Annotated in this window: 21 protein-coding genes and 1 riboswitch; of the genes, 14 read left to right on the top strand and 7 right to left on the bottom strand. The window is 59.4% G+C overall.

Annotation, left to right across the window (positions count from 1 at the left end; genetic code table 11):
• Window positions 1-11 precede the first annotated feature (11 nt).
• Window positions 12-1,292: a serine hydroxymethyltransferase gene (locus DACI_RS18665; RefSeq protein ID WP_012205540.1), complete on the bottom strand. Its 1,281-nt coding sequence runs from the start codon at window positions 1,290-1,292 to the stop codon at window positions 12-14.
• 494 nt (window positions 1,293-1,786) lie between these two features.
• Between DACI_RS18665 and DACI_RS18670 the strand changes: the two genes are divergently transcribed.
• From DACI_RS18670 to DACI_RS18685, 4 genes are all read left to right on the top strand, one after another.
• Entirely contained in the window at window positions 1,787-2,749 is a 963-nt protein-coding gene (locus tag DACI_RS18670) for an AurF N-oxygenase family protein (RefSeq protein WP_012205541.1), read from the top strand.
• Window positions 2,746-3,825 (top strand): 2Fe-2S iron-sulfur cluster-binding protein, encoded by a 1,080-nt coding sequence (locus DACI_RS18675; protein ID WP_012205542.1) that lies wholly within the window; start codon window positions 2,746-2,748, stop codon window positions 3,823-3,825. Before DACI_RS18670 ends, DACI_RS18675 begins: the two co-directional genes overlap by 4 nt.
• A gap of 51 nt (window positions 3,826-3,876) precedes the next feature.
• The gene (locus DACI_RS18680) at window positions 3,877-4,581 is read left to right on the top strand and encodes a glutamine amidotransferase (RefSeq protein WP_012205543.1); all 705 of its coding nucleotides are present in this window, start codon (window positions 3,877-3,879) and stop codon (window positions 4,579-4,581) included.
• 94 nt (window positions 4,582-4,675) lie between these two features.
• Window positions 4,676-5,044, top strand: a complete 369-nt coding sequence (locus tag DACI_RS18685) for an antibiotic biosynthesis monooxygenase family protein (protein ID WP_012205544.1) — start codon at window positions 4,676-4,678, stop codon at window positions 5,042-5,044.
• Between the two features lie 213 nt (window positions 5,045-5,257).
• Here the strand turns inward: DACI_RS18685 and DACI_RS18690 are convergent, their stop codons facing one another.
• Together DACI_RS18690 and DACI_RS18695 are read right to left on the bottom strand one after the other, a co-directional pair.
• Window positions 5,258-5,599: an H-NS histone family protein gene (locus DACI_RS18690; protein ID WP_034393459.1), complete on the bottom strand. Its 342-nt coding sequence runs from the start codon at window positions 5,597-5,599 to the stop codon at window positions 5,258-5,260.
• Between the two features lie 65 nt (window positions 5,600-5,664).
• Window positions 5,665-6,009: an LbetaH domain-containing protein gene (locus DACI_RS18695; RefSeq protein WP_012205546.1), complete on the bottom strand. Its 345-nt coding sequence runs from the start codon at window positions 6,007-6,009 to the stop codon at window positions 5,665-5,667.
• A gap of 476 nt (window positions 6,010-6,485) precedes the next feature.
• On the opposite strand from DACI_RS18695, the gene DACI_RS32110 reads away from it, so the two are divergent.
• From DACI_RS32110 to DACI_RS31475, 3 genes are all read left to right on the top strand, one after another.
• A complete protein-coding gene (locus tag DACI_RS32110) occupies window positions 6,486-7,427 on the top strand; it encodes a hypothetical protein (RefSeq protein WP_157059676.1) in 942 nt (313 codons plus the stop codon).
• Window positions 7,428-7,542: 115 nt separating this feature from the next.
• On the top strand, window positions 7,543-11,733 hold the full coding sequence (locus DACI_RS18700) for an RHS repeat-associated core domain-containing protein (protein WP_157059677.1): 4,191 nt from the start codon (window positions 7,543-7,545) through the stop codon (window positions 11,731-11,733).
• Window positions 11,734-12,362: 629 nt separating this feature from the next.
• On the top strand, window positions 12,363-12,743 hold the full coding sequence (locus DACI_RS31475; protein WP_080518208.1) for a type II secretion system protein GspG: 381 nt from the start codon (window positions 12,363-12,365) through the stop codon (window positions 12,741-12,743).
• 42 nt (window positions 12,744-12,785) lie between these two features.
• Here the strand turns inward: DACI_RS31475 and DACI_RS31480 are convergent.
• A protein-coding gene (locus DACI_RS31480) for an IS5 family transposase (protein ID WP_085930546.1) occupies window positions 12,786-13,594 on the bottom strand; the annotation gives its coding sequence in 2 pieces (ribosomal slippage) (window positions 12,786-13,264 and window positions 13,264-13,594; 810 coding nt in all).
• A gap of 134 nt (window positions 13,595-13,728) precedes the next feature.
• Between DACI_RS31480 and DACI_RS31485 the strand changes: the two genes are divergently transcribed.
• The 5 genes from DACI_RS31485 (at window position 13,729) to DACI_RS32580 (ending at window position 16,831) form a co-directional block, all read left to right on the top strand.
• A complete protein-coding gene (locus tag DACI_RS31485; protein WP_012205550.1) occupies window positions 13,729-14,586 on the top strand; it encodes an RHS repeat-associated core domain-containing protein in 858 nt (285 codons plus the stop codon).
• The gene (locus DACI_RS32120) at window positions 14,565-15,050 is read left to right on the top strand and encodes a hypothetical protein (RefSeq protein ID WP_157059679.1); all 486 of its coding nucleotides are present in this window, start codon (window positions 14,565-14,567) and stop codon (window positions 15,048-15,050) included. The genes DACI_RS31485 and DACI_RS32120 overlap by 22 nt, the downstream gene beginning before the upstream one ends.
• A gap of 239 nt (window positions 15,051-15,289) precedes the next feature.
• Window positions 15,290-15,958, top strand: coding sequence for an RHS repeat-associated core domain-containing protein (locus tag DACI_RS31490; protein WP_012205552.1), 669 nt, complete (start codon window positions 15,290-15,292; stop codon window positions 15,956-15,958).
• Entirely contained in the window at window positions 15,940-16,317 is a 378-nt protein-coding gene (locus tag DACI_RS32125; RefSeq protein WP_157059680.1) for a hypothetical protein, read from the top strand. The genes DACI_RS31490 and DACI_RS32125 overlap by 19 nt, the downstream gene beginning before the upstream one ends.
• Window positions 16,318-16,336: 19 nt before the next feature.
• Window positions 16,337-16,831 carry an RHS repeat-associated core domain-containing protein gene (locus DACI_RS32580; protein WP_085930571.1) on the top strand — a complete coding sequence of 165 codons (495 nt, stop codon included), beginning with the start codon at window positions 16,337-16,339 and terminating at the stop codon, window positions 16,829-16,831.
• Window positions 16,832-16,972: 141 nt separating this feature from the next.
• Here the strand turns inward: DACI_RS32580 and DACI_RS18720 are convergent, their stop codons facing one another.
• A complete protein-coding gene (locus tag DACI_RS18720) occupies window positions 16,973-17,200 on the bottom strand; it encodes a hypothetical protein (protein WP_017406633.1) in 228 nt (75 codons plus the stop codon).
• A 326-nt stretch (window positions 17,201-17,526) separates the two neighbouring features.
• On the opposite strand from DACI_RS18720, the gene DACI_RS18725 reads away from it, so the two are divergent.
• Entirely contained in the window at window positions 17,527-17,847 is a 321-nt protein-coding gene (locus DACI_RS18725; protein ID WP_012205554.1) for a heavy metal-binding domain-containing protein, read from the top strand.
• Between the two features lie 49 nt (window positions 17,848-17,896).
• Here DACI_RS18725 and DACI_RS18730 read toward each other — a convergent pair whose 3' ends face one another.
• Together DACI_RS18730 and DACI_RS18735 are read right to left on the bottom strand one after the other, a co-directional pair.
• Window positions 17,897-18,835, bottom strand: coding sequence for an ABC transporter substrate-binding protein (locus DACI_RS18730; RefSeq protein WP_012205555.1), 939 nt, complete (start codon window positions 18,833-18,835; stop codon window positions 17,897-17,899).
• Window positions 18,836-18,840: 5 nt separating this feature from the next.
• On the bottom strand, window positions 18,841-20,754 hold the full coding sequence (locus DACI_RS18735; RefSeq protein ID WP_012205556.1) for a TonB-dependent receptor domain-containing protein: 1,914 nt from the start codon (window positions 20,752-20,754) through the stop codon (window positions 18,841-18,843).
• A gap of 70 nt (window positions 20,755-20,824) precedes the next feature.
• Window positions 20,825-21,050, bottom strand: a riboswitch (cobalamin riboswitch).
• A 96-nt stretch (window positions 21,051-21,146) separates the two neighbouring features.
• On the opposite strand from DACI_RS18735, the gene DACI_RS18745 reads away from it, so the two are divergent.
• Entirely contained in the window at window positions 21,147-21,536 is a 390-nt protein-coding gene (locus DACI_RS18745; RefSeq protein ID WP_012205557.1) for a hypothetical protein, read from the top strand.
• Window positions 21,537-21,591: the final 55 nt, after the last annotated feature.

The raw sequence follows: 21,591 nt of genomic DNA on the forward strand, positions 1-21,591 counted from the left end.
CGCTGCATGCCTCAATAGGGCAGGGGAAAGCGCCCGGTCAGGTCGGACACGCCTTCGTGGATGGACTTGAGCGTGCGCGCGTTCATGGTGCCGCTGCGTATGCCGCCCAGCGTGGCAAGAATCATGTCGCCGATCTCGCGGAACTCGTCGGCGCCCATGCCGCGCGTGGTGCAGGCCGCGCTGCCCACGCGGATGCCCGAGGTCACCAGCGGCCGCGCGCCATCGCCGGGCACGGCGTTCTTGTTGACCGTGATGCCGATCTGCTCCAGCGCCGTTTCGGCGGCCTTGCCCGTCAGCTCCCAGGGGCGCAGGTCGATCACGCCCAGATGGCAGTCCGTGCCTGCGGACACCACGGACAGTCCGCCCTGCGACAGCCGGTCGCACAGCACGCGGGCGTTGTCCACCACGGCCCGCGCATAGGTGCGAAAGGCGGGCTTGAGCGCCTCGCCCAGCGCCACCGCCTTGGCCGCCACCACATGCATCAGCGGCCCGGACTGCAGGCCAGGAAACACGGCGGCGTCTATGCGCCTGGCGATCTCGGCGTCGGCCGAGAGGATCATGCCGCCGCGCGGCCCGCGCAGCGTCTTGTGCGTGGTGGTCGTGGTCACGTGGGCGTGCTCCACGGGCGAGGGGAACACGCCCGCGGCCACCAGCCCCGCCACGTGCGCGATGTCGGCCATGAAGATGGCGCCCACCCGGTCGGCAATGCGCCGGAACTCGGCCCAGTCCATCTGCCGTGAATAGGCCGAGCCACCGGCAATGATGAGCCTGGGCCGCTCCTTCAGCGCAATGCGCCGCACCTGGTCCATGTCGATGAGTTGGGAGCGGGCGTCCACCTCGTAGCTGATGGACTGGAACCATTTGCCCGACACGCTCACGCTGGAGCCGTGCGTCAGGTGCCCGCCCGAGCGCAGGTCCAGCCCCATGATCTTGTCGCCGGGCTCCAGGAAAGCCAGGTACACGCCCTGGTTGGCTTGGCTGCCCGAGTGCGGCTGCACGTTGGCGTGCGCGCAGCCGAACAGCGCCTTGGCACGCGCAATGGCCAGGTTCTCCACGGCATCGGCATTGGCGCAGCCGCCGTAGTAGCGCACGCCCGGATAGCCCTCGGCGTATTTGTTGGTCAGCACCGAGCCCTGCGCCTCCATCACCGCGCGGCTCACGAAGTTTTCAGAGGCAATCAATTCAATCGAGCGCGACTGGCGAATCCGCTCGGCCGCGATGGCATCCCAGGCCTCGCTGTCTGCCTGTTGAAGATCCAGTGAATTGATTTTGGGGAGCGATAAATCGTCCATGTCGCATTGGCTGTCTTGGAGGCGCTGAAGCACGGGAATCGGCAGCGTCCGGTTTATGGAAGGATTTGGAAACCAGGGCGCATCGGTAATGGGCAGTCTACAAAGTGCAGCGGCCTTGATTCCGACCATGTTTCAGCGGGTGAGCAGACCAATTAAGGTGGCATGCCAATGTAAACCGTGGAAAAAAGCGGTCTGGTTCATTGTCGAAAATAGGTCTGTTTGAATCCATGCTCTCTCCATAGAATTCGCCGCCAGACGTTGAAAGTCATGAGATCCAATACCGCCACGAATCATCCGCAATCTGCAGTCGGGCAGATTGATTCAAGGTGGAATATGACAGAGTGAAGAAATCCATGACAACGTATCTGCCATCTGCAGCGTCATTTGAAGCGCTATTTGCGGCGCCATTGGTGATTGCGGCAGATGGAGAAAGCGGGGGAGGGAATAGGCGATTTGACTCAGATCAATCAAGTTCAATCACACGGAGTTGAAAAATGAATCTCGATATCTCTCGGACAGATGACGCCGTGCGCGATGCGCTCAAAAAGCTGTCCCTGCTGTGGAAGTCAAGAGCGGCCGTGAATCAGGACCTGCCTGATTACTGCGGCTTGGCGTTCGACCCCGCCCGGCAGGACTTCACCGCCTCGCTGCTGCCGTTTCGCGACCACCAGGCATGGGTGGAGGCGCCACAGCACCTGCGCGACCAATGCCTGTCCTACGCCTGGGGCATCTACAACCTCAAGACCATCTACATCGAGTGCAACGTGGTCACGCCGGCCTGCGAGGACATCATCAAGACCCCGCCGCCCAGCGCCAACCGGGCGCTGCTGCAGGACGTCATGTCCCAGGCCCTGCTGGACGAGGCCCTGCACACCCGCATGTCCATCATGGCCTGCAACTACATCTACGAGATGCGCGGCCTGGCGCCGCTGGACTACGCGGACTTCAACCTCGTCGGCTGGCGCAACGGCGTGCTGGCGCAGTGCGGCGCGGAATGGGAGCGCCGCCTGGCCCGCTTCGCCATTGCCTGCGCCAGCGAGACCCTGATCACCGACTACCTCAAGACCATGGCCGAGGACCGCTCCATCCAGCCCATCTGCCACGAGGTCACGCGCACCCACGCCGTGGACGAATGGAGCCACTCCAGCGTCTTCAGCTCGGTGGCCACCGACATCGTCCAGGGCCTGAGCAACCGCGAGCGCAGCTACCTGCGCTCCATCATCCTCAAGACCGTGCAGATGTTCGCCAACAACGAGCTGGGCGCCTGGTCCACCGTCTTCACCATGGTCGGCATGCCGCATGCGCGCGACATCCTGCACGACGTGGGCGACAGCAACGAGATCGGCGTCTACACCGACTCGGTGCAAAGCCTGATCGACCGCATCGGCCTGGCGGGCCGCAACCTGGGCGGCAGCGTGGCGCTGGTGTCCTCGGTCCTCGAGGAGATGCAGGCATGAGCGCCGCCCTCCAGGCAGGCAGCACGCTGGCGCGCTGCGCCGCGGCACGGGCAGAGGCGGGCGGCGTCATGGTCTACACCCTGCGCGTGCAGGGCGCCTCGGCGCAGTTCCTCGGCGGCCTGCGGCCCGGCCGGCATGTGGCCATCGAGCATGCCGACGCCAGTGGCGCCGTGCAGCAGCGGCTGTACTCCATCACCCGCTACGAGCCCTGCAGCGAGCACGACGGCGCCGGCCAGTTCGACATTGCCGTCAAAAGCTCGGGCCGGGGCAGCGTCTCCGACCACATGCATGCAGTGCTGCGCGCAGGCTCCACGCTGCCGCTCGGCCACGTGGCCGGTGACATCACGGCCGACCTGGTGCTGGGCCTGGACTCCCTGGTCATGCTGGCCGGCGGCATCGGCCTGACCCTGCCGCTGGCGCTGCTGCGCGAACTGGATCGGCTGCAGCAGCAGGGCCGGCGCGTGCCGCGCACCACGCTGCTGCTGTGCTTTGCACGCATGGCCGACATTCCGTTCCTGCAGGAGCTGCAGCAGCTGTGCGAAACGGCCCCCTGGTTCGACCTGCGTATCCACATCACGCGCGAAGACATTGCCGCCCACGGCCCCTTCGTGCCGGGCCGCCCCTCGCAGCAGTCCCTGCTGGCGCTGGGCCAGCCCCAGGCGGTGGTCATCTGTGGTGGCCACGCCTTTGCGCAGACCTTTCGCGAGCATGCGCGGGCCTGCTTTCCCGGTGCCATACAGCACATCGAGGCCTTCACGCCGCCTGCCGCATCCACCGCCCAGCCAGGCGAGACCGCGCAGGCATGCCAGCTGCAGATCGCGCACAGCGGGCAGATTGTCGAAGCCGCGTCCGGCAAAAGCCTGCTCGAAATCCTGGAAGGCGTGGGCATTGCCATCCGCAGCCAGTGCCGGGCCGGCATCTGCGGCAGCTGCCGCATCCGCATCACGGGAGGCAGTTCACGGCTGGAGGCGGACTTTTGCCTCAGCGACAGGGAAAAGGAAGCCGGCTATGCCTTGGCCTGCTGCACCTTCCCCTCGGCAGGCCATATCCACGTCGATCTCAAGCCCGGCGCCTGACGGGCTCCGCACGTTCCAAGCCACCCTCCTGTATCCACCTGAGTTCCTCCCATGAAAAAAGCCATCGCGCTGCGCCACATCCACTTCGAAGACCTGGGCACCCTGCATGCCGAGTTCGCCAGCCGCGGCTACGAAGTGCAGTACGTCGATCCCAGCATCGGCGAGCTTGACACCCTGGACCTGGGCCGTGCCGACCTGCTTGTCGTGCTGGGCGGCCCCATAGGTGCCTATGACGAGGCGCTTTATCCCTTCGTCGCCCAGGAGCTGGCGGCCGTGCGCCGCTGGCTGGACAGCGGCAAGCCGCTGCTGGGCATCTGCCTGGGCGCCCAGCTCATTGCGCGCGCGCTGGGCGCCAGGGTCTACCCGCTGGGCGTCAAGGAAATCGGCTTTTCGCCGCTCACGCTCACCGACGCCGGCCTGGCCTCGCCCCTCGCCAAACTGGACGGCGTGCCCGTGCTTCATTGGCATGGCGACCAGTTCGACATTCCCGAAGGCGCCGTGCACCTGGCTGGCACCGCCATCGGCGCCAACCAGGCCTTCGCCGTCGGCTCGCAGGTGCTGGGCCTGCAATTCCATCTGGAGGCCGACGCGGCCCGGCTGGAGCGCTGGCTGGTGGGCCATGCCTGCGAACTGGGCGTCGCCCAGGTGGACCCGCGCACGCTGCGCGCCGATGCCCAGAAATACGGCGGCCTGCTGGCGCTGGCCGCGCGCGATGTGCTGGCCGGATGGCTGGCCAACCTGGCGCGCAGCCGCTGAACCTGCGGCGGCGCCCATTCACCCATTTCCCCCACGCCGGAGCCGCCGCTGCGCGGCGCCGGAATCTCTGTTCCCGAAAAAAGGAGAGTTGAAGATGGTTGTCGTACTGTTCGAACTGCAGGCCTTGCCCGGCCAGAACCAGACCTATGTGGACCTGGTCAACAAGCTCACCCCCATGCTCAAGCCCATGGAGGGGTTCATCTCCGTGGAGTGCTTCCAGAGCACGCTCAACCCCGAGAAAGTCATGTCCGTCACCACCTGGCGCGACGAGGAAGCCGTCGTCCAGTGGCGCAACGTGGAAGCCCACCTCAGTGCCCAGCGCGCCGGCCGCGACAAGATCTTCAAGGACTACCGCGTGCGCGTCACCCAGGTGCTGCGCGACTACGGCCTGAATGACCGCGCGCAGGCGCCTGCGGACAGCATCATGGGCAAGGCGGGCAGCTGCCCCGTCAGCCATGCCTGAGCGCTGGCGGTGCCGCAAAGGCCCGGCTGCTCCCCCTGCCGGAGCGCGATGCACGCCCTCGAAAGATGCCGGCAGTGACTACGCTGCCGGCGCCAGGCCGGAAAAAAAGCCCGCTGAATGCTCAGAGGGCTTTTTTTCGGCAGGCACAGATTCCTTCGCATCGGAACCCCACCGCACCGCACGGCATCCTGCGTGCCGCCGTGTGCAGCGCCTTCAGTTGCGAGCTGCCGCTGCCGCCATTTCCGCGAGGAACGGGCCTTGGGCCGCTTCGGGTTTGCTTTCGATGAGGAAGTCGTCGCGATCCTGGTCCTTGATCCAGTTCGGAGGCTTGCCTCGACCTGTCCACGTCGCTCCCGTGGCCGGATCGCGATACTTCGCCGGCGCACTGGTTTTTTCAGGGATGTAGGGGAACACTTGCTGTTGGGTGAACCCGAAATCGGTCACCAGCTTCTGGACCTTGGACAGGGCAGCGTCGGCCGCCGAGGTGCGGGCCTTGGCAATTTCCATGTCCAGCGCGGCCTTGGCCGCAAGGAGTTCTTTGAGGGACTGTGTCATAGGGGTGCGAAATTTTTGAAGCCAGATTATGGGGCTGTTCGGGCGAGACATGCCTGTCTTCAGGGTCATGCCGGGCGACAAAAGGCTGTTTGCCCGTCAGAGCTCTTTGCTGTGCCATCCGTGATCGCATGCCCGACGCGGCAGGGCGCCCCTGCGGCTATCACGCCCGGCGGAATGTCCTTCTTGACCACGCTGCCCGAACCGATGATGGAAACGTCGCCAATGGTCACTCCCGGGTTCAGGTGGCAGCCCGTGCCAATCCAGACCCGGCTGGCAATCCGCACCTGCCTGGGAAAACAGCCACCTGCCGCGCTCTCGGCGGCATGGACCGAATGGTTGGGCGTGTAGATACCCACGCCCCGGGCCCGCAGCACGTCGTTGCCGATATGGATGCCGCCGGTGTCGAGCATGATGCAGTCGAAATTGGCGTAGAAGTTGTCGCCAATTTTTTGACTCGTTTGTGACTATGGCTTTCCCTTGTTTGCGACACAATCCACCCCTTGTATACCGCTGAAGGCGATGGCCTGTGACAGCGCTTCGCCAATGGTTCGAATTCTTTGAAGACTGACGTGCCGAAACCATGGCCTACTGGATTGTCGTCGAACAAGATGGTCCGAACTGGTGCAATGCCAGACGCTATCTGCCGGGAGCCCCATTCCAGATCTCGAGAAAAGGCTTTGCCGTGCTCTGCGTGGAGTTCGGATCTCACATGTTGCGTCTCTCATCTGCAGCGCAGCTCAAGCAGTATGCTCGTGTGCTCTCCATGCGACTGATGCCTATGTAAAGGCAGTTGTCCCACTCTGGTTTTTGCAGTGCCGATGTAGCTCGCGGCCATGCAGGTACTTGGTTTCTGCCAGAAGTTCATAAAACGCTCTAGTTATCTAATATGAAATTGATTAATATTTTTATAGTGTCCTTGTCTGGTTTGATGTCGGTCCCGTCGATGGCGCAGAATTATTGCGCCACATATCCCAATGAAGCGAGTTGTTGCAACCCTGAATTTGATAATTGCGTTCCAAGGGAAATATATTTGCGATATGGACATGAGGCCGGAGATTTTTGCGTGCCTGGCTATCCCTCGACCGTTTCGTGCGGTGGAACAGCATCTCATGCTGCAAACTATTCTTCTCCCGAGGAAGCTCTAAGGTGGCGCATGGGTTTTATGAGTGCTTACTGGGATAGTGGGAGCTCTAAGCAATGCAAGCCATTGAGATTGGAAGGGCCTTATGGGAATTGGTCTGGAGATATATCGGCATTGAGGCTGCATGAGATCCAATCCCAGAATTGGGGCACGGTTGTTTCTCAAGAAGGAAGTCCTTACCCAGAGCCTGGTCCTATATCGTGTGCAACGCCAAGGGAATTGACGGATCAATTTTATATCACCAGATATTTGGTCGAAGAAGAATGCGAGGCCGGATTTTTACCTGCAAATAGAGTGCCGGATGATGTCAGGGTTTGCAGCAAGAAGGGGTTGTGGGAAATCAAGATCAGTGGGCCGGAAGTTACGCAATCACTGCCTTCTTTGGCTGGGCCTATCATGCAAGATATTTTGGTTCGACGTGGTGGTAAGCCTGCTGCCTTCACTGACGTGTCGATTAGCCTAAAAGAAGAAGATTCTGCCTCATTTCAAAATTTCTCATTAAGAACCAATGTCAACGGTGAGGCTCAATTGTTGTATATTCCGCCATACCTAAAATCCACAACTGTGGAAATGAAGGCGGAATGCTCAAAATGCATTGAAGTGGCCAAGAAGAATATCAAAGTATTGATGAGTGATTTGAGTGTTGATGAAGAATCCGCTGCATCTTGTGGGCGGCGTGATTTCTAATGCGGGTAAGTGCCTTTGAAAGAGTTTTATTGAATTTAATGTGAGTGAATTGTTGGAGGGTGCCGGGTGAAGCACTTGAATTGCCGTTGATGATTGTGTTGTTTAAAGACAAACTATGAATAAAAATCTGAAAATTCTGCGCAAGCTGTCGATTTTTCCATTGAAGTCGTGCTCTCGCTCGTTGGTCGTCTTGGGTGTATTTTGTCTATTTTTTAACTTTGCCAAGGCACAAAGCATTCCCTCAGGTCCCGAGAATTTCCAGGTCCAAACGGATTGGATAGATCAAAGCCCCAACCCACTCACTGTCAGCCATATCTACCGAAGTTTTGGCGGCCCTGATGAAGATGCAGATATCGGCATGGGTAAAGGCTGGGTACACTCTTGGTCGGGACGCCTCAAGTTGCCTACGGAATATAGATCAGGCCACCCTTCCAGCATCAGCATCCTGCTGCCCGACGCCAGTTCAGTGCTATTTCTGAAAGAGCCTGGCGAGCAATCTCCATGGCATGCCGCCACTGGGCCTGATTTGTTATTGGGTTCGGTGGGAGGAAGTTGGAAATACTATCGCGCCAGCGACGACAGTTGGTGGAACTTCGACAGTCAGGGTTGGCTGACTAACGTCACTTTGCGCAATGGCTGGTATTACAACATATTGCAAAATAACGGCAAGGTTCTGTCTGTGACAAATTCCTTCGGTCGACAGGTGGATTTTGGTTACCGGGCAGATGGCAAGCTAAATTCCGTTGCATTGCCTGACGGCAATACAGTGAGCTATGACTACGACGCGAAGGGAAATCTCAGTTCCGTCAAGGTCAATGGCTTTCAGACTCGAACATACAGCTACGAAAGTAGTGTTTCTCCGGGCCTCTTGACTGCCATTGGCGATTCCCAGGGTAATCAAGTGCTGGGATTTGTTTATAACTCCGATGGCTCGCTCAAACACACATCAAGGGCTGGGGTAAGCGGTGTCTACAGCGTCTCTTATTCAGGCGCTGCCAGTGTAGGAACGGCAGGCATGCTGGTGGCCCCCGGCGCTGATGATCCCAACTGGTACAAAGCCTCGGTCACCACGACAGCCCCGGATGGCAACGGCGCCACGCGCCACTACCAAGGATCGGCTGCCGGCGTGCGCTTGGTCGGGCAGAGCAAGGCCACTTTCTGGGCAAAGTTCAAGGAGGAGTTGAATGCTGATCTTCTTCCAGCCTATATCGAAGACTTTAAAGGGAACAGAACTTCCTACCAGTGGAATGCCAATCGCCAATTGATCACCAAGGTCGTGGCTGCTTTCAATCGCACGGAGGCCCAAAGCACTCAAATTGATTGGCATGACACCCTGGCCTTGCCCACTCTTATCACGGAGACCGGCCGCACGACCAAGCTCAGCTACGGCGGTGGCGGCAGACTGGTGGGCGCCGCCCTTACGGACAACGCCAGCAATACCACCTACTCAAGCGCTTGGAGCTACAACGCCCAGGGCCTGCCCGAGACCTATACCGATGCTGCCGGCCAGACCCTGTTTGGCTATGACACCCGGGGCAACCGCAACAAGGTCACCAACGCCCTGGGACATGTCCACCAGTTCGCCCATGATGGCGCGGGCCGGATCCTGACGGCCATGGCCCCTTCGGGCCTGGAGCGCAGCTACAGCTACAACCCCCGGGGGCAGCTCACGCGCGTCAGCGTCGGCGGGCAGCAAACCACGTTGACCTACCTGCCCAATGACAGGCTGGGCACGATCACCTTCGCCAACGGCCATGCCATCACCTACCAATATGACGACGCCCGGCGCATCAATCGCTGGAGCGACAACCGTGGCAACTCCGGCCAGTACGTTCTGGACCAGTGGGACAACCGCACCAGTGAGCTCATCAAGGACAGCGCGGCCCAGACAGCCCTGCAGATGCAGCGCTCCATCAACGGCATCAATCGCATCAGCAGCGAAACCATACGCGGCAACCAAAGTACTGCTTTGACCTATGACGCCAACGGCGATCTGGCCACGGCCAGCAACGGCCTGGGGCAGACCACCACGCTGGACGTCGATGGTCTGCGCCGCCTCACCAAAATCACCGACCCTCTCAACGCAAGCGCCACACTCAGCTACAACGCCCTGGACGCCGTCACCGCCGCCCAGGACTTCAAAGGCGTCACCACCACCTACACCCGCGACGCCCTGGGCAACGCCAAGGCCGAAACCACCCCCGACGCTGGCAACAGCACCACCACCTACGACGCCCTGGGCCTGATCGCGACCGCCAAGGACGCCGCAGGCCGCACCCTCGCCGTGCAGCGCGATGCCCTGGGCCGCCCCATCCAGCTCCAGTACGGCAGCACCGCAACCTCCACGCTGCGCTACGACCTGCCCGGCACCACCTACAACGGCCCCGGCGCCCCCAAGGCCAGCACGGGCCACCTCAGCGAGATCCAGGACCCCGGCGTCACCACCCAGTACCAGCGCGACATCCTGGGCCGGGTGCTGCGCAAGAGCCAGATCCTTGCCAATGGCGACACCAAGTCGCTGATCCACTCGTATGTACCTGCTGGGCAGGGCGGAGGCGGAGAACTGCAAAGCATCACCTACCCCAGCGGCAAGCAGGCCACCTACCTGTATGACAGCACAGGCCAGATCACGGGCCTGCAGTGGAACGGCCAGCCCCTGGTCACCGGCCTGGCCTGGAGCCCGCTGGGACAGCCCACGGCCTGGCAATGGCAGGGCTTTGTGCAGCAGCCCGGCGCCACGGCAGTCCTGGCCGAGCAGCGCAGCTACAACACGGCAGGCCAACTGGCCAGCAGCCAGTTGCTGAACCTGACCTGGGATGCTGCAGGCCGCATCAGCCTGATCCAGCAGCGGCACATGCTGCCGGGTACGGCCGCAGCCCAGCAGGCCAAGCTGTCCAGCGCCTTCAGCTACGACGCCGTGGGCCGTCTCACGGCCAGCGCGCACAGCGCGCCTTCGGGCCTCACCCTGCCCACGGGCTGGAGCCTGGCCGACACCATCGAGCTCAGCGCCTCCGGCTACGCGTGGGACGCCAACGGCAACCGCACCCAGGTGCACTACAGCAATGCCCTGGCATCGGGCACGTCCACGCTGCAGCGCAACTACCAGACGGCTGCGGGCACCAACCGCCTGCAAAGCTATGCCCAGACGCTGCAGCGCCCGGGCAGCGCGGCGCAGAACAGCAACGTGACCTTCAGCTACGACGCTGCGGGCGCCCTGGTCAAGAAGGGCGACAACCACCTGCACTACGGCGCGGACGGCCGCATCGCCAAGGCCGGCGAATACGCGGACGCGGCCGACGCACGAGCGGTCAGCTACGTCTACAACGCCCTGGGCCAGCGCGTGCTCAAGAGCGATGCCCGGGGCGCAGGTCAACCGGCCACGCTGCAGACCCTGTACGCCGAAGACGGCATAGGCAGCACCGTGCTGGGCCAGTACGCCAACCAGCGGAGCGCCAATAGTGCAGCGCCCGCAGGCCAGAGCGACAGCACGGAAATCATCTACCTGCCCACGGCCAGCGGCCCCATGCCCATTGCGGCAGAGATCAACGGCCGGCTGTACGCCATCCACACGGACCACCTGAACACCCCCAGGCGCCTGACCAACCAGCAGGGGCAGGTGGCCTGGCAATGGCTGATCTCGGGGTTTGGAGAAGTGCGTCCCACCACGGGCGACCGTGGCTACGGCCAGACGGTCAGCGGCCCTAGCTATGCGCAGGCGGTGAAGTTCGACCTGCGGTATCCGGGTCAGGTGTTTGATGAAGAGACGGGGCTGTCGTACAACCTGCACAGGTACTACGATGCGGCGACGGGGAGATACATCCAGGCGGATCCGATCGGGCTGGCTGGAGGATGGAATCGGTTTGGGTATGTGGGCGAGAATCCGTTATCGTTTGTCGATCCGTTGGGATTAGAAAAGGTGATCCTGATTCCGACGAGAGAGGGATGGACTTTTGCGGCAGCATTAACCTACCCGGACAACGACGGTCTGTTAACCATCATCTCGCACGGCTCGACAACGTCAGTCAATATGAAAAGCCCTGCTCAACTGGCTGATCTGATCAAGACTTTACCAAGTTGGAAGGCCGGTGATCATCGCCCAGTTCTTTTAAATGCCTGCAACACAGGTGTTGGCGGTGATGATTCTTATGCCGCAAAACTTTCCAAGTTATTGGGAGTGCCAGTGACAGCGCCAACCACTCAAACTTGGAACATAGGTCCAATTGATATCGGGCCATTTAATGCGAACTCTGCTGGCGATGCGCCGAATTTGTTTAAACGCGGATCTTGGGTAACTTTCAAAAAGTAATAGTATGAGAAGCGTAAAGAAAATATGGATTACTTTTTTCGTGGTGTTTTTTGTGGTTGTTTGCTATTCATTTTTATATGACCCTTACAGTCTCGAGAAAATCAAAGATGCGAAGCTAAAAGCGCAGCTCTGCGACAAAAAGGCGATCGCATATCTAGGGGACTTTCTCGAAAAAAGAGGGTTAGAAAGCGAAATTCGTGACCTCATGCAGTTGTCTCAAAAATGCACTGGGCCTGGCTCATCAGAGGTCAAGTAGACAGGTGGAAGCCCGGTAGGCGCCTTTGAATTTTCCTCAAGCTAAGAGCTTGAATTTGATAAATTTCGGCCAGTGTGGTCGGAGTCCTGATGTTTGTCCTCTGCAGAGTTCTATACGCGGATCATAAAGTCTTTCATGAAGGAATGCATGGCGCAGATAGTATTTTGCGAAGAATTTTTGGGCACTATGGAAATTGCAACTTGATTTGGAATAGAGAGCGATGGGGGTTTGGCGACTTGCATTCCAGTAAGAGGAAAAGGAAAGGCGATATCTGGGGCGGTCCGAAAGGGAAGCCAGTGGATGCCGATAAGATATATGGAGATTATTCAAACCATGTTTCTGACTGCGCATGTAGAAGATAGTCGGTAATATTATGGGTCGATTAAAGTTGGTGCTACTATTCTTCTTCATTGTATGCCTAATTTTGGGATTGTTTTTCTTTGAGGGAAATCCGAAAAAACAGCGAATGCAGACTACAAGTCACAGTCTTGCTGGAGTCGGAAGAGCAATATATTTGTTTAAAGAGAAATTTAACCGCTATCCCAAAGATTTAGATGAGTTGGCTCCGCCCGAAGGAGATTTTATTTACCCAACTGCACGAATTCTTGATGCTTGGGAACAACCAATTATTTACAAATACACTCCAACGGAATCGAAGACTTTTAAGCTTTACTCGATTGGTGAAAACAATAAGGATGAATCGGGAGATGGAGATGATTTAAATTTTTGGAGGTTAAAAATAAAAATCCAATAACAAATCGGCATAGGCAGCACCGTACCGGGCCAGTAAGAGTGGCTAACACCACCGATCCACGAAGCGCGCACAGATGATCGCCGCTGCCAGTTTCAGCAGCGCTTCGTGGATATCCAGCCGTCGTTCAAAGCGGATTCGCAGCTTGCCAAAGCCTGCAAACCAGCTGTGCGTCCTCTCCACCACCCACCGGTGTTTGCCCAGCCTCTCGCTGCTCTCAATGCCTCGTCTGGCAATCCGGCCAATGATGCCCCGCTGCCTCAGGTGGGCTCGGCATCGCTTGAAGTCGTAGCCTTTGTCGGCGTGCAGCTTTGCCGGTCTTCTACGGGGACGTCCTGGCAGGCCAGCAATCGCAGGAATCGCGTCCACGCACCTCTCGAACATCTTGGAGTCGTGCCGGTTCGCGCCGCTGACCAAGATCACCAGCGGGATGCCTCTGGCATCTACGACGATGTGCCGCTTGGAGCCGAGCTTGCCTCTGTCCGTGGGGTTTGGGCCCGTTTCCTGGCCCCCCGGGGGCTTGGTACCGAGGAGCCATCAATGCTGGCCCGGCTCCAATCGATTTGGTCATGTTCACGCAAGCGAGTCAGCATGGCTTGGTGCAGCTGCTCCCAGACACCAGCGGCATTCCAGTCGCGCAGACGCCGCCAGCAAGTCATGCCGCTGCCGTAGCCCAGGGATTGGGGAAGGTCTTCCCATGGAATGCCTGTTTGCAGCACGAACAAGATGCCGTTGAGGGCAGCTTCATCGCTGACTGCGAGTTTGCGCGCACCGCCTTTGGCAGAAGGCACGAAGGCTGGGATCAGGGGTTGTAGCTGTCGCCACAGTTCTTTGCTAACGGGTCGTCTTGCCATGAGGGCAGCGAGCATAACTGCTCTGCGGGGGCCTGTGACGAAGTGGTGTTAGCCACTCTTAGCCAACCAGCGCAGCTCCGGCAGGCCAGAGCGACAGCACGGAAATCATCTACCTGCCCACGGCCAGCGGCCCCATGCCCATTGCGGCAGAGATCAACGGGCGCTTGTACGCCATCCACACGGACCACCTGAACACTCCCAGGCGCCTGACCAACCAGCAGGGGCAGGTGGCCTGGCAATGGCTGATCTCGGGGTTTGGGGAAGTGCGTCCCACCACGGGCGACCGTGGCTACGGCCAGACGGTCAGCGGCCCCAGCTATGCGCAGGCGGTGAAGTTCGATCTGCGGTATCCGGGGCAGGTGTTTGATGAAGAGACGGGGCTGTCGTACAACCTGCACCGGTACTACGATGCGGCGACGGGGAGATACATCCAGGCGGACCCGATCGGGTTGGAGGGTGGGTGGAATCGGTTTGGGTATGTGGGGGGCAACCCATTGATTTATGGTGATCCACAAGGATTGTTCAAGGTAATGTGGAAGGGAGACAGCTTTGCAACCCCTCCACCTCCGTGGGTGAAGCAGTTGCGTGAATATGGAAGAAAACTGGAAGATAAGATAGATTCACTTTGCGCTTCTGATAGTTCTTATTTGAAGTCATATTTTGATAAATGGACGGTTGGTACTGATGGTCGGCGTGGAAGTCCTACAACGGATGTAGATAATTTTCATACAAATTTCACATCTGACTATTTTGGGCTAACAAGTAACTTTATAAATCCGTTCGAGAATAGTAGAGAGGATCCTTATGCGGTATTTTTACATGAATTCCGTCATTTGATGAAGGGGAATCGCATACTTAGTCCAGGCGGATCAGAGTATTTGAAGTATAGATTAAATGGAACAACCGGAGGTTTGGCTGTTGAACTTGATGCCGACTCATACGCTCTAGAGCTTTTTAAGGGGAAATGCACATGCGGAAGTTTGCGGCGTTAAATATTTTTATATCATTCGCTATCTGTTTACCAGTTTTTGCAAACTCTGATAATTGGACATACTCTCCTCCTGGGAGCTATGAGCAAGCGATATCCATTTCGAAAGAAACTGGGGAAATAAAATCTCATCTTTATTTGGGGAAAATAAAATTCTGTGAGGTTGATGATGAGTTTTTCTATTTCTCTTCTGATTTTTTGAAGTTCTCCGTCCCAAAATTTATTAAGGGTGAGGAAATGGTTTGGGAGAAGGGGGATGAAAAATATAAATTAATAAAAATGCCTGTTCCGCTGAGACTTTTTGGAAAGAAAATAGATTCTTATAAAGTGACTCATGAAAAGACAGGAATGGAATATTTCTACTCGAAGAAATTTGGAATTGTCATGATGAAGATGAAAGATATAGTGGCTCCAATATTTATTCTCGAGGAAGATTGTGGTATTGCAGCATCTGCCTCTTGCAGGTAGCGTTCGAAATGTATAACTTGGCGTAATCGAAATTCAAGTAGGTAACCAAGTCAGGTTTGCTGCCAAGCACAGGAGGGCTATGAAGTGGGAGGCTTTGCGGTCTTAACGCGTCCGACAGCACCGAGATCATCTGCTTGCCTACGGCCAGCTGGCCCCATGCCCATTGCGGCAGAAATCAACGGGCGCCTGTACGCCATCCACACGACCATCTGACACTCCCAGGCGGCTAGCAGGGGCAGATGGCCTGGCAATGGCTGATCTCGGGGTTTGGGGAGGTGCGTCCCACCACGGGCGACCGGGGTTACGGCCAGACGGTCAGCGGTCCCAGGTATGCGGAAGCCGTGAAGTTCGACCTGCGGTATCCGGGGCAGGTGTTTGATGAAGAAACGGGGCTGTCGTACAGCCTGCACAGGTACTACGATGCGGCGACGGGGCGGTATATCCAGGCGGACCCGATTGGGCTGGAGGGTGGGTGGAATTGGTTTGGGTATGTGGGTGGAAATCCATTGAATTTCATTGGCCCTAAGGGGCTTGAAGCTCAAATATGTACTTATCCTGGATTTAATAACGACTGGCCTCATGTATTTACTTGTGTTAATGCTAATTGCGCTGGCTGGTATCCATCGGGGTATAGCGGGGCAAAACTAAAAGGACCATGGGCAGCAATAATGAATAGCAATGGTGCGTATGTTGATGACAGCGATATTGTGGATAAAAGTTACTGTGGCAAAGTTGCTGGCTGTGATGAAATATATATTGACCAATGTGTTCTGGATTGTAGGTCTGGTGGGAATAAGCCGAGTAAATATAATCTATTTAATGAAAATTGCATGAGCACTGCGCAGCAGTGTGTGCAGAAGTGCGTTGTTAATTCTTGTAAGGCAAAAATATGGAATTTTTTAAGATAATGAAATTACTGAATAAAAAATTCTATATGATTTTGTTGGTTTTTGTGGGGTTGATTTTCTCTGGTGCGATATTTATCTCTACGTACCCCTCTCCCGGAGATATTTTGGATAAAATCGAAGAATTTATTTCCAATCCGAAGCAATGTGCTTCAAGTAATTCAGATTTCTCAAAAGCCGCAAAATCTATTGCTTGGGATAGTGAAGAAATGATCATTATCGAAGAGGTAAATGCAATGCCAAAAAGGATGGTTTATTCGATGCGTTATCGTAAAAGTGGCGTGAAAATAGCGGACTTGATGTATAGATTAGATGCAGGATGTGCAGGTATTACCTTGGTACCTGCGGCTCGAGTGGATTAGTCACACGCAGCATCTGAACATGCCCCTGCAGCAGGGTAGCCGGCTGATCTCGGGATTTGACGAAGTGCGGCCCACCACGGGCGCCCGTGGCTACGGCCGAACCGTCAGCGGCCCCAGCTATGCGCAGGCGGTGAAGTTCGACCTGAGGTATCCGGGTCAGGTGTTTGATGAAGAGACGGGGCTGTCGTACAACCTGCACAGGTACTACGATGCGGCGACGGGGCGGTATATGCAGGCGGACCCGATCGGGTTGGAGGATGGGTGGAATCGGTTTGGGTATGTGGCAAACAACCCGCTCAACGATGTGGATCCGCAAGGCCTGCACCCATTGCTTACAAGAATGCAGGGCCTGTACTACCGCTACGGCTGGCAGGGAGCAGTCAATCCAGGCACTCCTTCAAAGCTACAACTTCGGCAAGCACCTGAAGACAAGCAGGTGCAAGACACCATTCCGGTCGATATGCGAGGCAAGAGAAAAAATCAGATCCGCTTAGCTTTCATTTGCATCATCTAACCTGTAATCTGTAAAACTAACGGCTACAAAATTTCAGAGCCCGCCTAGGGCGGCGATGCCTTGCCGAGCTGGTTAGTCGGCGAGGCATCTATGGATAGAAATGGTTGGGAAGTATCGCTGCAGGGGGGGCTGGAAAACTGCTCAGCGAGCAAGCAATTCCTTCATCACCCCTCGCTGTCTAACCGCTCCCGTAAGCAATTCCATAGTCTCAATCTGCGCATTGATGAACGCGAGCAGCTGATCGGTTTCAACAACTTCCAGGGCATTTCCAGGATAGGCACCAATCAATAAGCTGGAGATCAGTCCCAATTGATCATGCACACGATTCAGCTTGTTGAACTCGTCTTCTGAAATCTGAAAGTACAACATGGCGACTCCTTAGCGAAATGGCTTGGAGCCGGGCGCGGAGAAAGGGTAAGAAGCGATGTACAGATCAGAGAGCTGTGGCGCAGTGGAAATTGAGATGGGGAAGGGCTTTGAAACGCCCGCAAAGAAAATAGCCATAAGGCCTCCAAGCATTTTTCCAACACTGCTTTCGGGAGCGGCTTACCGGCTAGCAAGAAGTGTGTTCAGCACTTTGCGCGAGATGATACTCCAGGCCTATGGCAGACTGCCCTGGTTCAGTTCTTCCTTGAACCGATCGCCGGCCGGCTTTGCGCTCAAGGCTTATCTCCGTCACTCACCGAGGATTTCTCATGATCATCACCACCACCCCCCAGATCGAAGGCCGCCGCATCACCCGCTACTGCGGCGTGGTCGCGGGCGAGGCGATTTTGGGCGCCAATGTGTTCAAGGATTTGTTTGCCGGGCTGCGCGACATCGTGGGCGGGCGGTCGGCCACCTATGAGCGCGAGTTGCAGCGGGCGCGCGAGATTGCGCTCAAGGAGCTGGAGGAACGCGCCCAGGAACTGGGCGCGAATGCCGTGGTGGGGGTGGACCTGGATTACGAAGTGCTGGGCCAGGGCAATGGCATGTTGATGGTGTCTGCCAGCGGCACGGCAGTGGTGCTGGAGTAGGCAGGGCCATCGGCCAAGCAGACCAAGCGGGTCAATCAGGCAAGGGAAGTCAACGCGGCGCTGCGCCCGGCATCTGCAGGCAGCGGCCCAGCGCCCGCGCTGCCTCGCCCAGGCGCGGGCCGGGGCGGGAGACCACGTCCGTTTCGACCAGGTCCAATGCACAGATGCGGCCCGAGCGCACGGCGGGCATGCGGCTCCAGCCGGGGCGGGTGGCAAAGCTGGCCGATGGCGTCTGCGGCGTGTGGATGATGAGTTCTGGCTGCTGGCGCAGCACGTATTCGGGCGTGATGCGGGGGAAGGGCCCCAGGTTCTGCGGCAGCACATTGCGCGCGCCCAGGCGCTGCAGCAGCTGGCCTATGAAGGAGTCCGGCCCTGCCGCGTAAGGCGTGGCGTCCACTTCGAAATACACCTTCTGCCCGGCGGGCGTGAGCGCCGCCAGCGCCTTGGCCTGCTGGTCCACCTCGGCCTGCATGCGCGCCAGCAGGGCGTTGGCGCGCTGCACCTGCAGCAGCTGGTCGAGCTTGTGCAGTACCTGCTCCAGCTGCGCCATGTCGTTGGCGTCCAGTGCCAGCACGGGAATGCCGAAGCGCTCCAGCTGTGCGATGACGGGTGCGGAGTACGCCATCAGCACCACGTCGGGCCTGAGCCGCACGGTGGCCTCGACCAGCGGGGCAAAGGTGTGGCCCAGCTTGGGCAGGGCGGCCACGCGCGCCGGGTGGTTGGAGAACTCGTCCACGCCCACGATGCGCTCGCAGGCGTCCAGCGCGCACAGCGATTCGGTCAGCGAGGGCAGCAGCGAGACGATGCGCTGCGGCACGCGCTCCAGGCGCACCTGACGGCCGCGCATGTCGGTGACGGTGTAGGCGGTGGTTGCCCCGCCCGTTCCCGCATCCGCCGCCTTTTGCGCAAAGGCGTTGCCTGTGCCGCCCGCGCAGGCCAGCACGGCGATCAGCAGCAGAAGGCGGGGCAGGCGCACAAGCAGGTGCATGGCGGTCAGGGCAGAGGTGTCCAGCGCACGCTGACGAACACGGTGCGGCCTGCGTTGGCATAGCCGCGCGTGGGGGCGTAGTCGCGGTCGGCGATGTTGTTGACACGGGCCAGCAGCGTCCATTGCCTGGTCAGCTGGCGCTGGGCGTAGAGGTTGACCACGCCGTATCCCCCCAGCTTGAAGGTGTTCGCCTCGTCTGCGTAGCGGCCGCTGTACAGCTGCGCTTCGCCGCCCAGCGTCCAGCCGGCCGCCTGGGTGTCGGCGTTGAGCTTGAGCATGCGCTTGGAGCGGTAGGGCAGCAGCTTGCCGGTCTCCAGGTTCTCGGGGTTCATGAAGTCCAGCGAGGCGCCCAGATTGGCGCTGCCCAGGCGCGTGCTGCCCGCCAGCGTCAGGCCGGTGATCTCCACGCTCTGCCAGTTGCGGTAGCAGTTGCAGGGAACGGCGCTGTTCCAGTCGTAGGTGATCAGGTTCTTGAACTTGTTGCGGTAGACCACGGCCGAGAGGCGGTTGGCACCGGCCGCATAGTGCAGGCCCGTTTCCACGTTGGTGCTGCTTTCGGGCTTGAGGTCGGCCGCCGCCTGGCCCGTGAAGCGTTCGTACAGCGTGGGCGTGCGGAAGGCCGTGCCGGCCGATGCCACCCAGCGCCAGCGCTCGTCGATCTGCAGGCCGTAGCCCAGGCCGCCCGTGGTCTTGTTCTGCTGGTCGCGCACCTGGTCGTGGCGCAGGTTGGCGTCGAACTGGTGGCGGCCCTCGGTCAGGCGCCAGCCGGCCGACAGGGAGTTCTGCACGCGCCGGCTGTCGGTGTTCTGCGTCCAGGCGTATTGCGTGTCCAGCTTGTCCTCGCGGCGCTCCAGGCCGATGTTGAAACGGTGCTGGCCCAGCGTGAACAGGTTCTGCAGCAGGTAGTTGGTGGAGCGGCCCTTGGCGCTTTCGGGCGACTGGGTGTGGCGGTCGCTTTGGCTGTCGGTATGGGAGATCTGGACCACGCTTTTGTACATGGCGTTCCAGCCGGCCTGCCAGCGCAGGCTGCCGGTGGTGTTCTTGACCACGTCGTAGTCGTCGAACGGCGGCGGGCTCTGGTCGTAGTGGGTGCGCAGGCGGCTGTACAGCAGGCTGGCATCGATCTGGTGGATGCCCGTTTTGTAGCCCGCGTTCAGGCCCAGCGAGGTGTTGCTGTAACCATCCTTGTCCGGGTTGGGCGAGAAGGTGTTGCCGGGGTAGACGTCGAAGCCGTCGCTGCGCTCGTCAGCCAGGTTCAGCCCGTAGGTGAAGCCGTCGGCTCCGCCCTGAAATCCCGTGGCCAGCTTGCTGGTGCCCTGGTTGCCTATGCCAGCCTCGGCATAGGCGCGGGTCTGGCCGTCCGCCCGCTTGGTGAAGATCTGGATCACGCCGCCCATGGCGTCTGAGCCATAGATGGCGGCGGCCGGGCCGCGCAGCACTTCGATGCGCTCGATCTGCGCCAGCGGCAGGGTGGACCAGACCGCGCCGCCCTGCAGCTCCTGCGAGCTGTAGCGCACGCCGTCGATGAACACGGCAGTGTGCTGGTTGCTGGTGCCGCGCAGGTAGACCGAGGTGACCTGGCCCGGCCCGCCATTGCGGTTGATCTGCACGCCCGGCACCTGCACCAGCAGGTCCGCCACACCCGTGGCGCCGCTGCGGGCAATGGTCTCGGCGTCGATCACGGTCATGTCGGCCGTGACGGTGCGCAGGGGCTGCTCGCTGCGCGAGGCGGTGACGACCACGGTATCGAGCTGGGAGGTCTGTGCGCGCTGCGCCTGTTGTGCCTGTTGTACCTGTGCTTGGGCCTGGCAGGCCAGCAGCGAGGCCGCAGCCAGGGCGGACAACGTGCGCAGTACGGGGAACGCCGAGGGCGAGCGAAGAGCGGCGCCAGGGGCGCGCGCGAGGGCGAGGGTGTGCATGGATGCGAGCCAGTTGCGCGCCAGCGACCCCGCCGGCACGGAAACCACAAAGACCGGCTGCGCTGCATGCGCGGCCGGCCGCCTGTTGGCCGGTATCCAGACTGGTGACGCACTCGCCAAGGCCTTCCCGGGCTGTACGCCCAGTGGCACGGGTTTGGCGGGGGCCGGTGCCATGCACGCGGCGTTTCACTCACTGTTGCGGGGGCAGTACATGCGGGCGGCTTTATCTGGCCGCCCCATGTTTCCCGTTTAACCGCAGCCCCTGGGGCTGCTGGCACCAACGGCGGCGATTGTACGGCGGGGCGCTCATTGCCGATGTAAAGCTTGCTTGACATTTCCGCGGGTGGCATCGCACAATGTAAAGCATCCTTTACACATTGCGAGAGACTTCCATGAATCAAACAACGGTCACCAACCGCCGCTACCAGAAGGAGCTGGGATTTGCGCTGCTGCTCTACATGGCGCTGCTTGTGGGGGCGCTTTTGCTCAGCGCCGACATGCAGGCCGGGGCCCTGCGCACGGCGCTGCTGCTCAGCCCCATGCTGGCGTTTGCGCTGGCCGTGCGGGCCATCGTGCGCCTGGTGCGCGATACCGACGAGTTCCTGCGCAAGTCCATGCTGGAGCAACTGGCGATTGCAGCGGCGGGCACGGCTGGCATCACCTTCACCTACGGATTCCTGGAAATGGCAGGTTTTCCCAAGCTCAGCATGTTCATGGTGTGGCCCTTGATGGGGGCGCTCTGGGTGGCTGCCTCGGTGGCCCACTGGCTGCGCAGCCGATGAGCTGTTCCGCCAAAGTGCCCCTCCCATGAAAAATGACCCCCGCGCTCCCCTTGCT

The organism is Delftia acidovorans SPH-1, from assembly GCF_000018665.1.
Taxonomy (GTDB): domain Bacteria; phylum Pseudomonadota; class Gammaproteobacteria; order Burkholderiales; family Burkholderiaceae_C; genus Comamonas; species Comamonas acidovorans.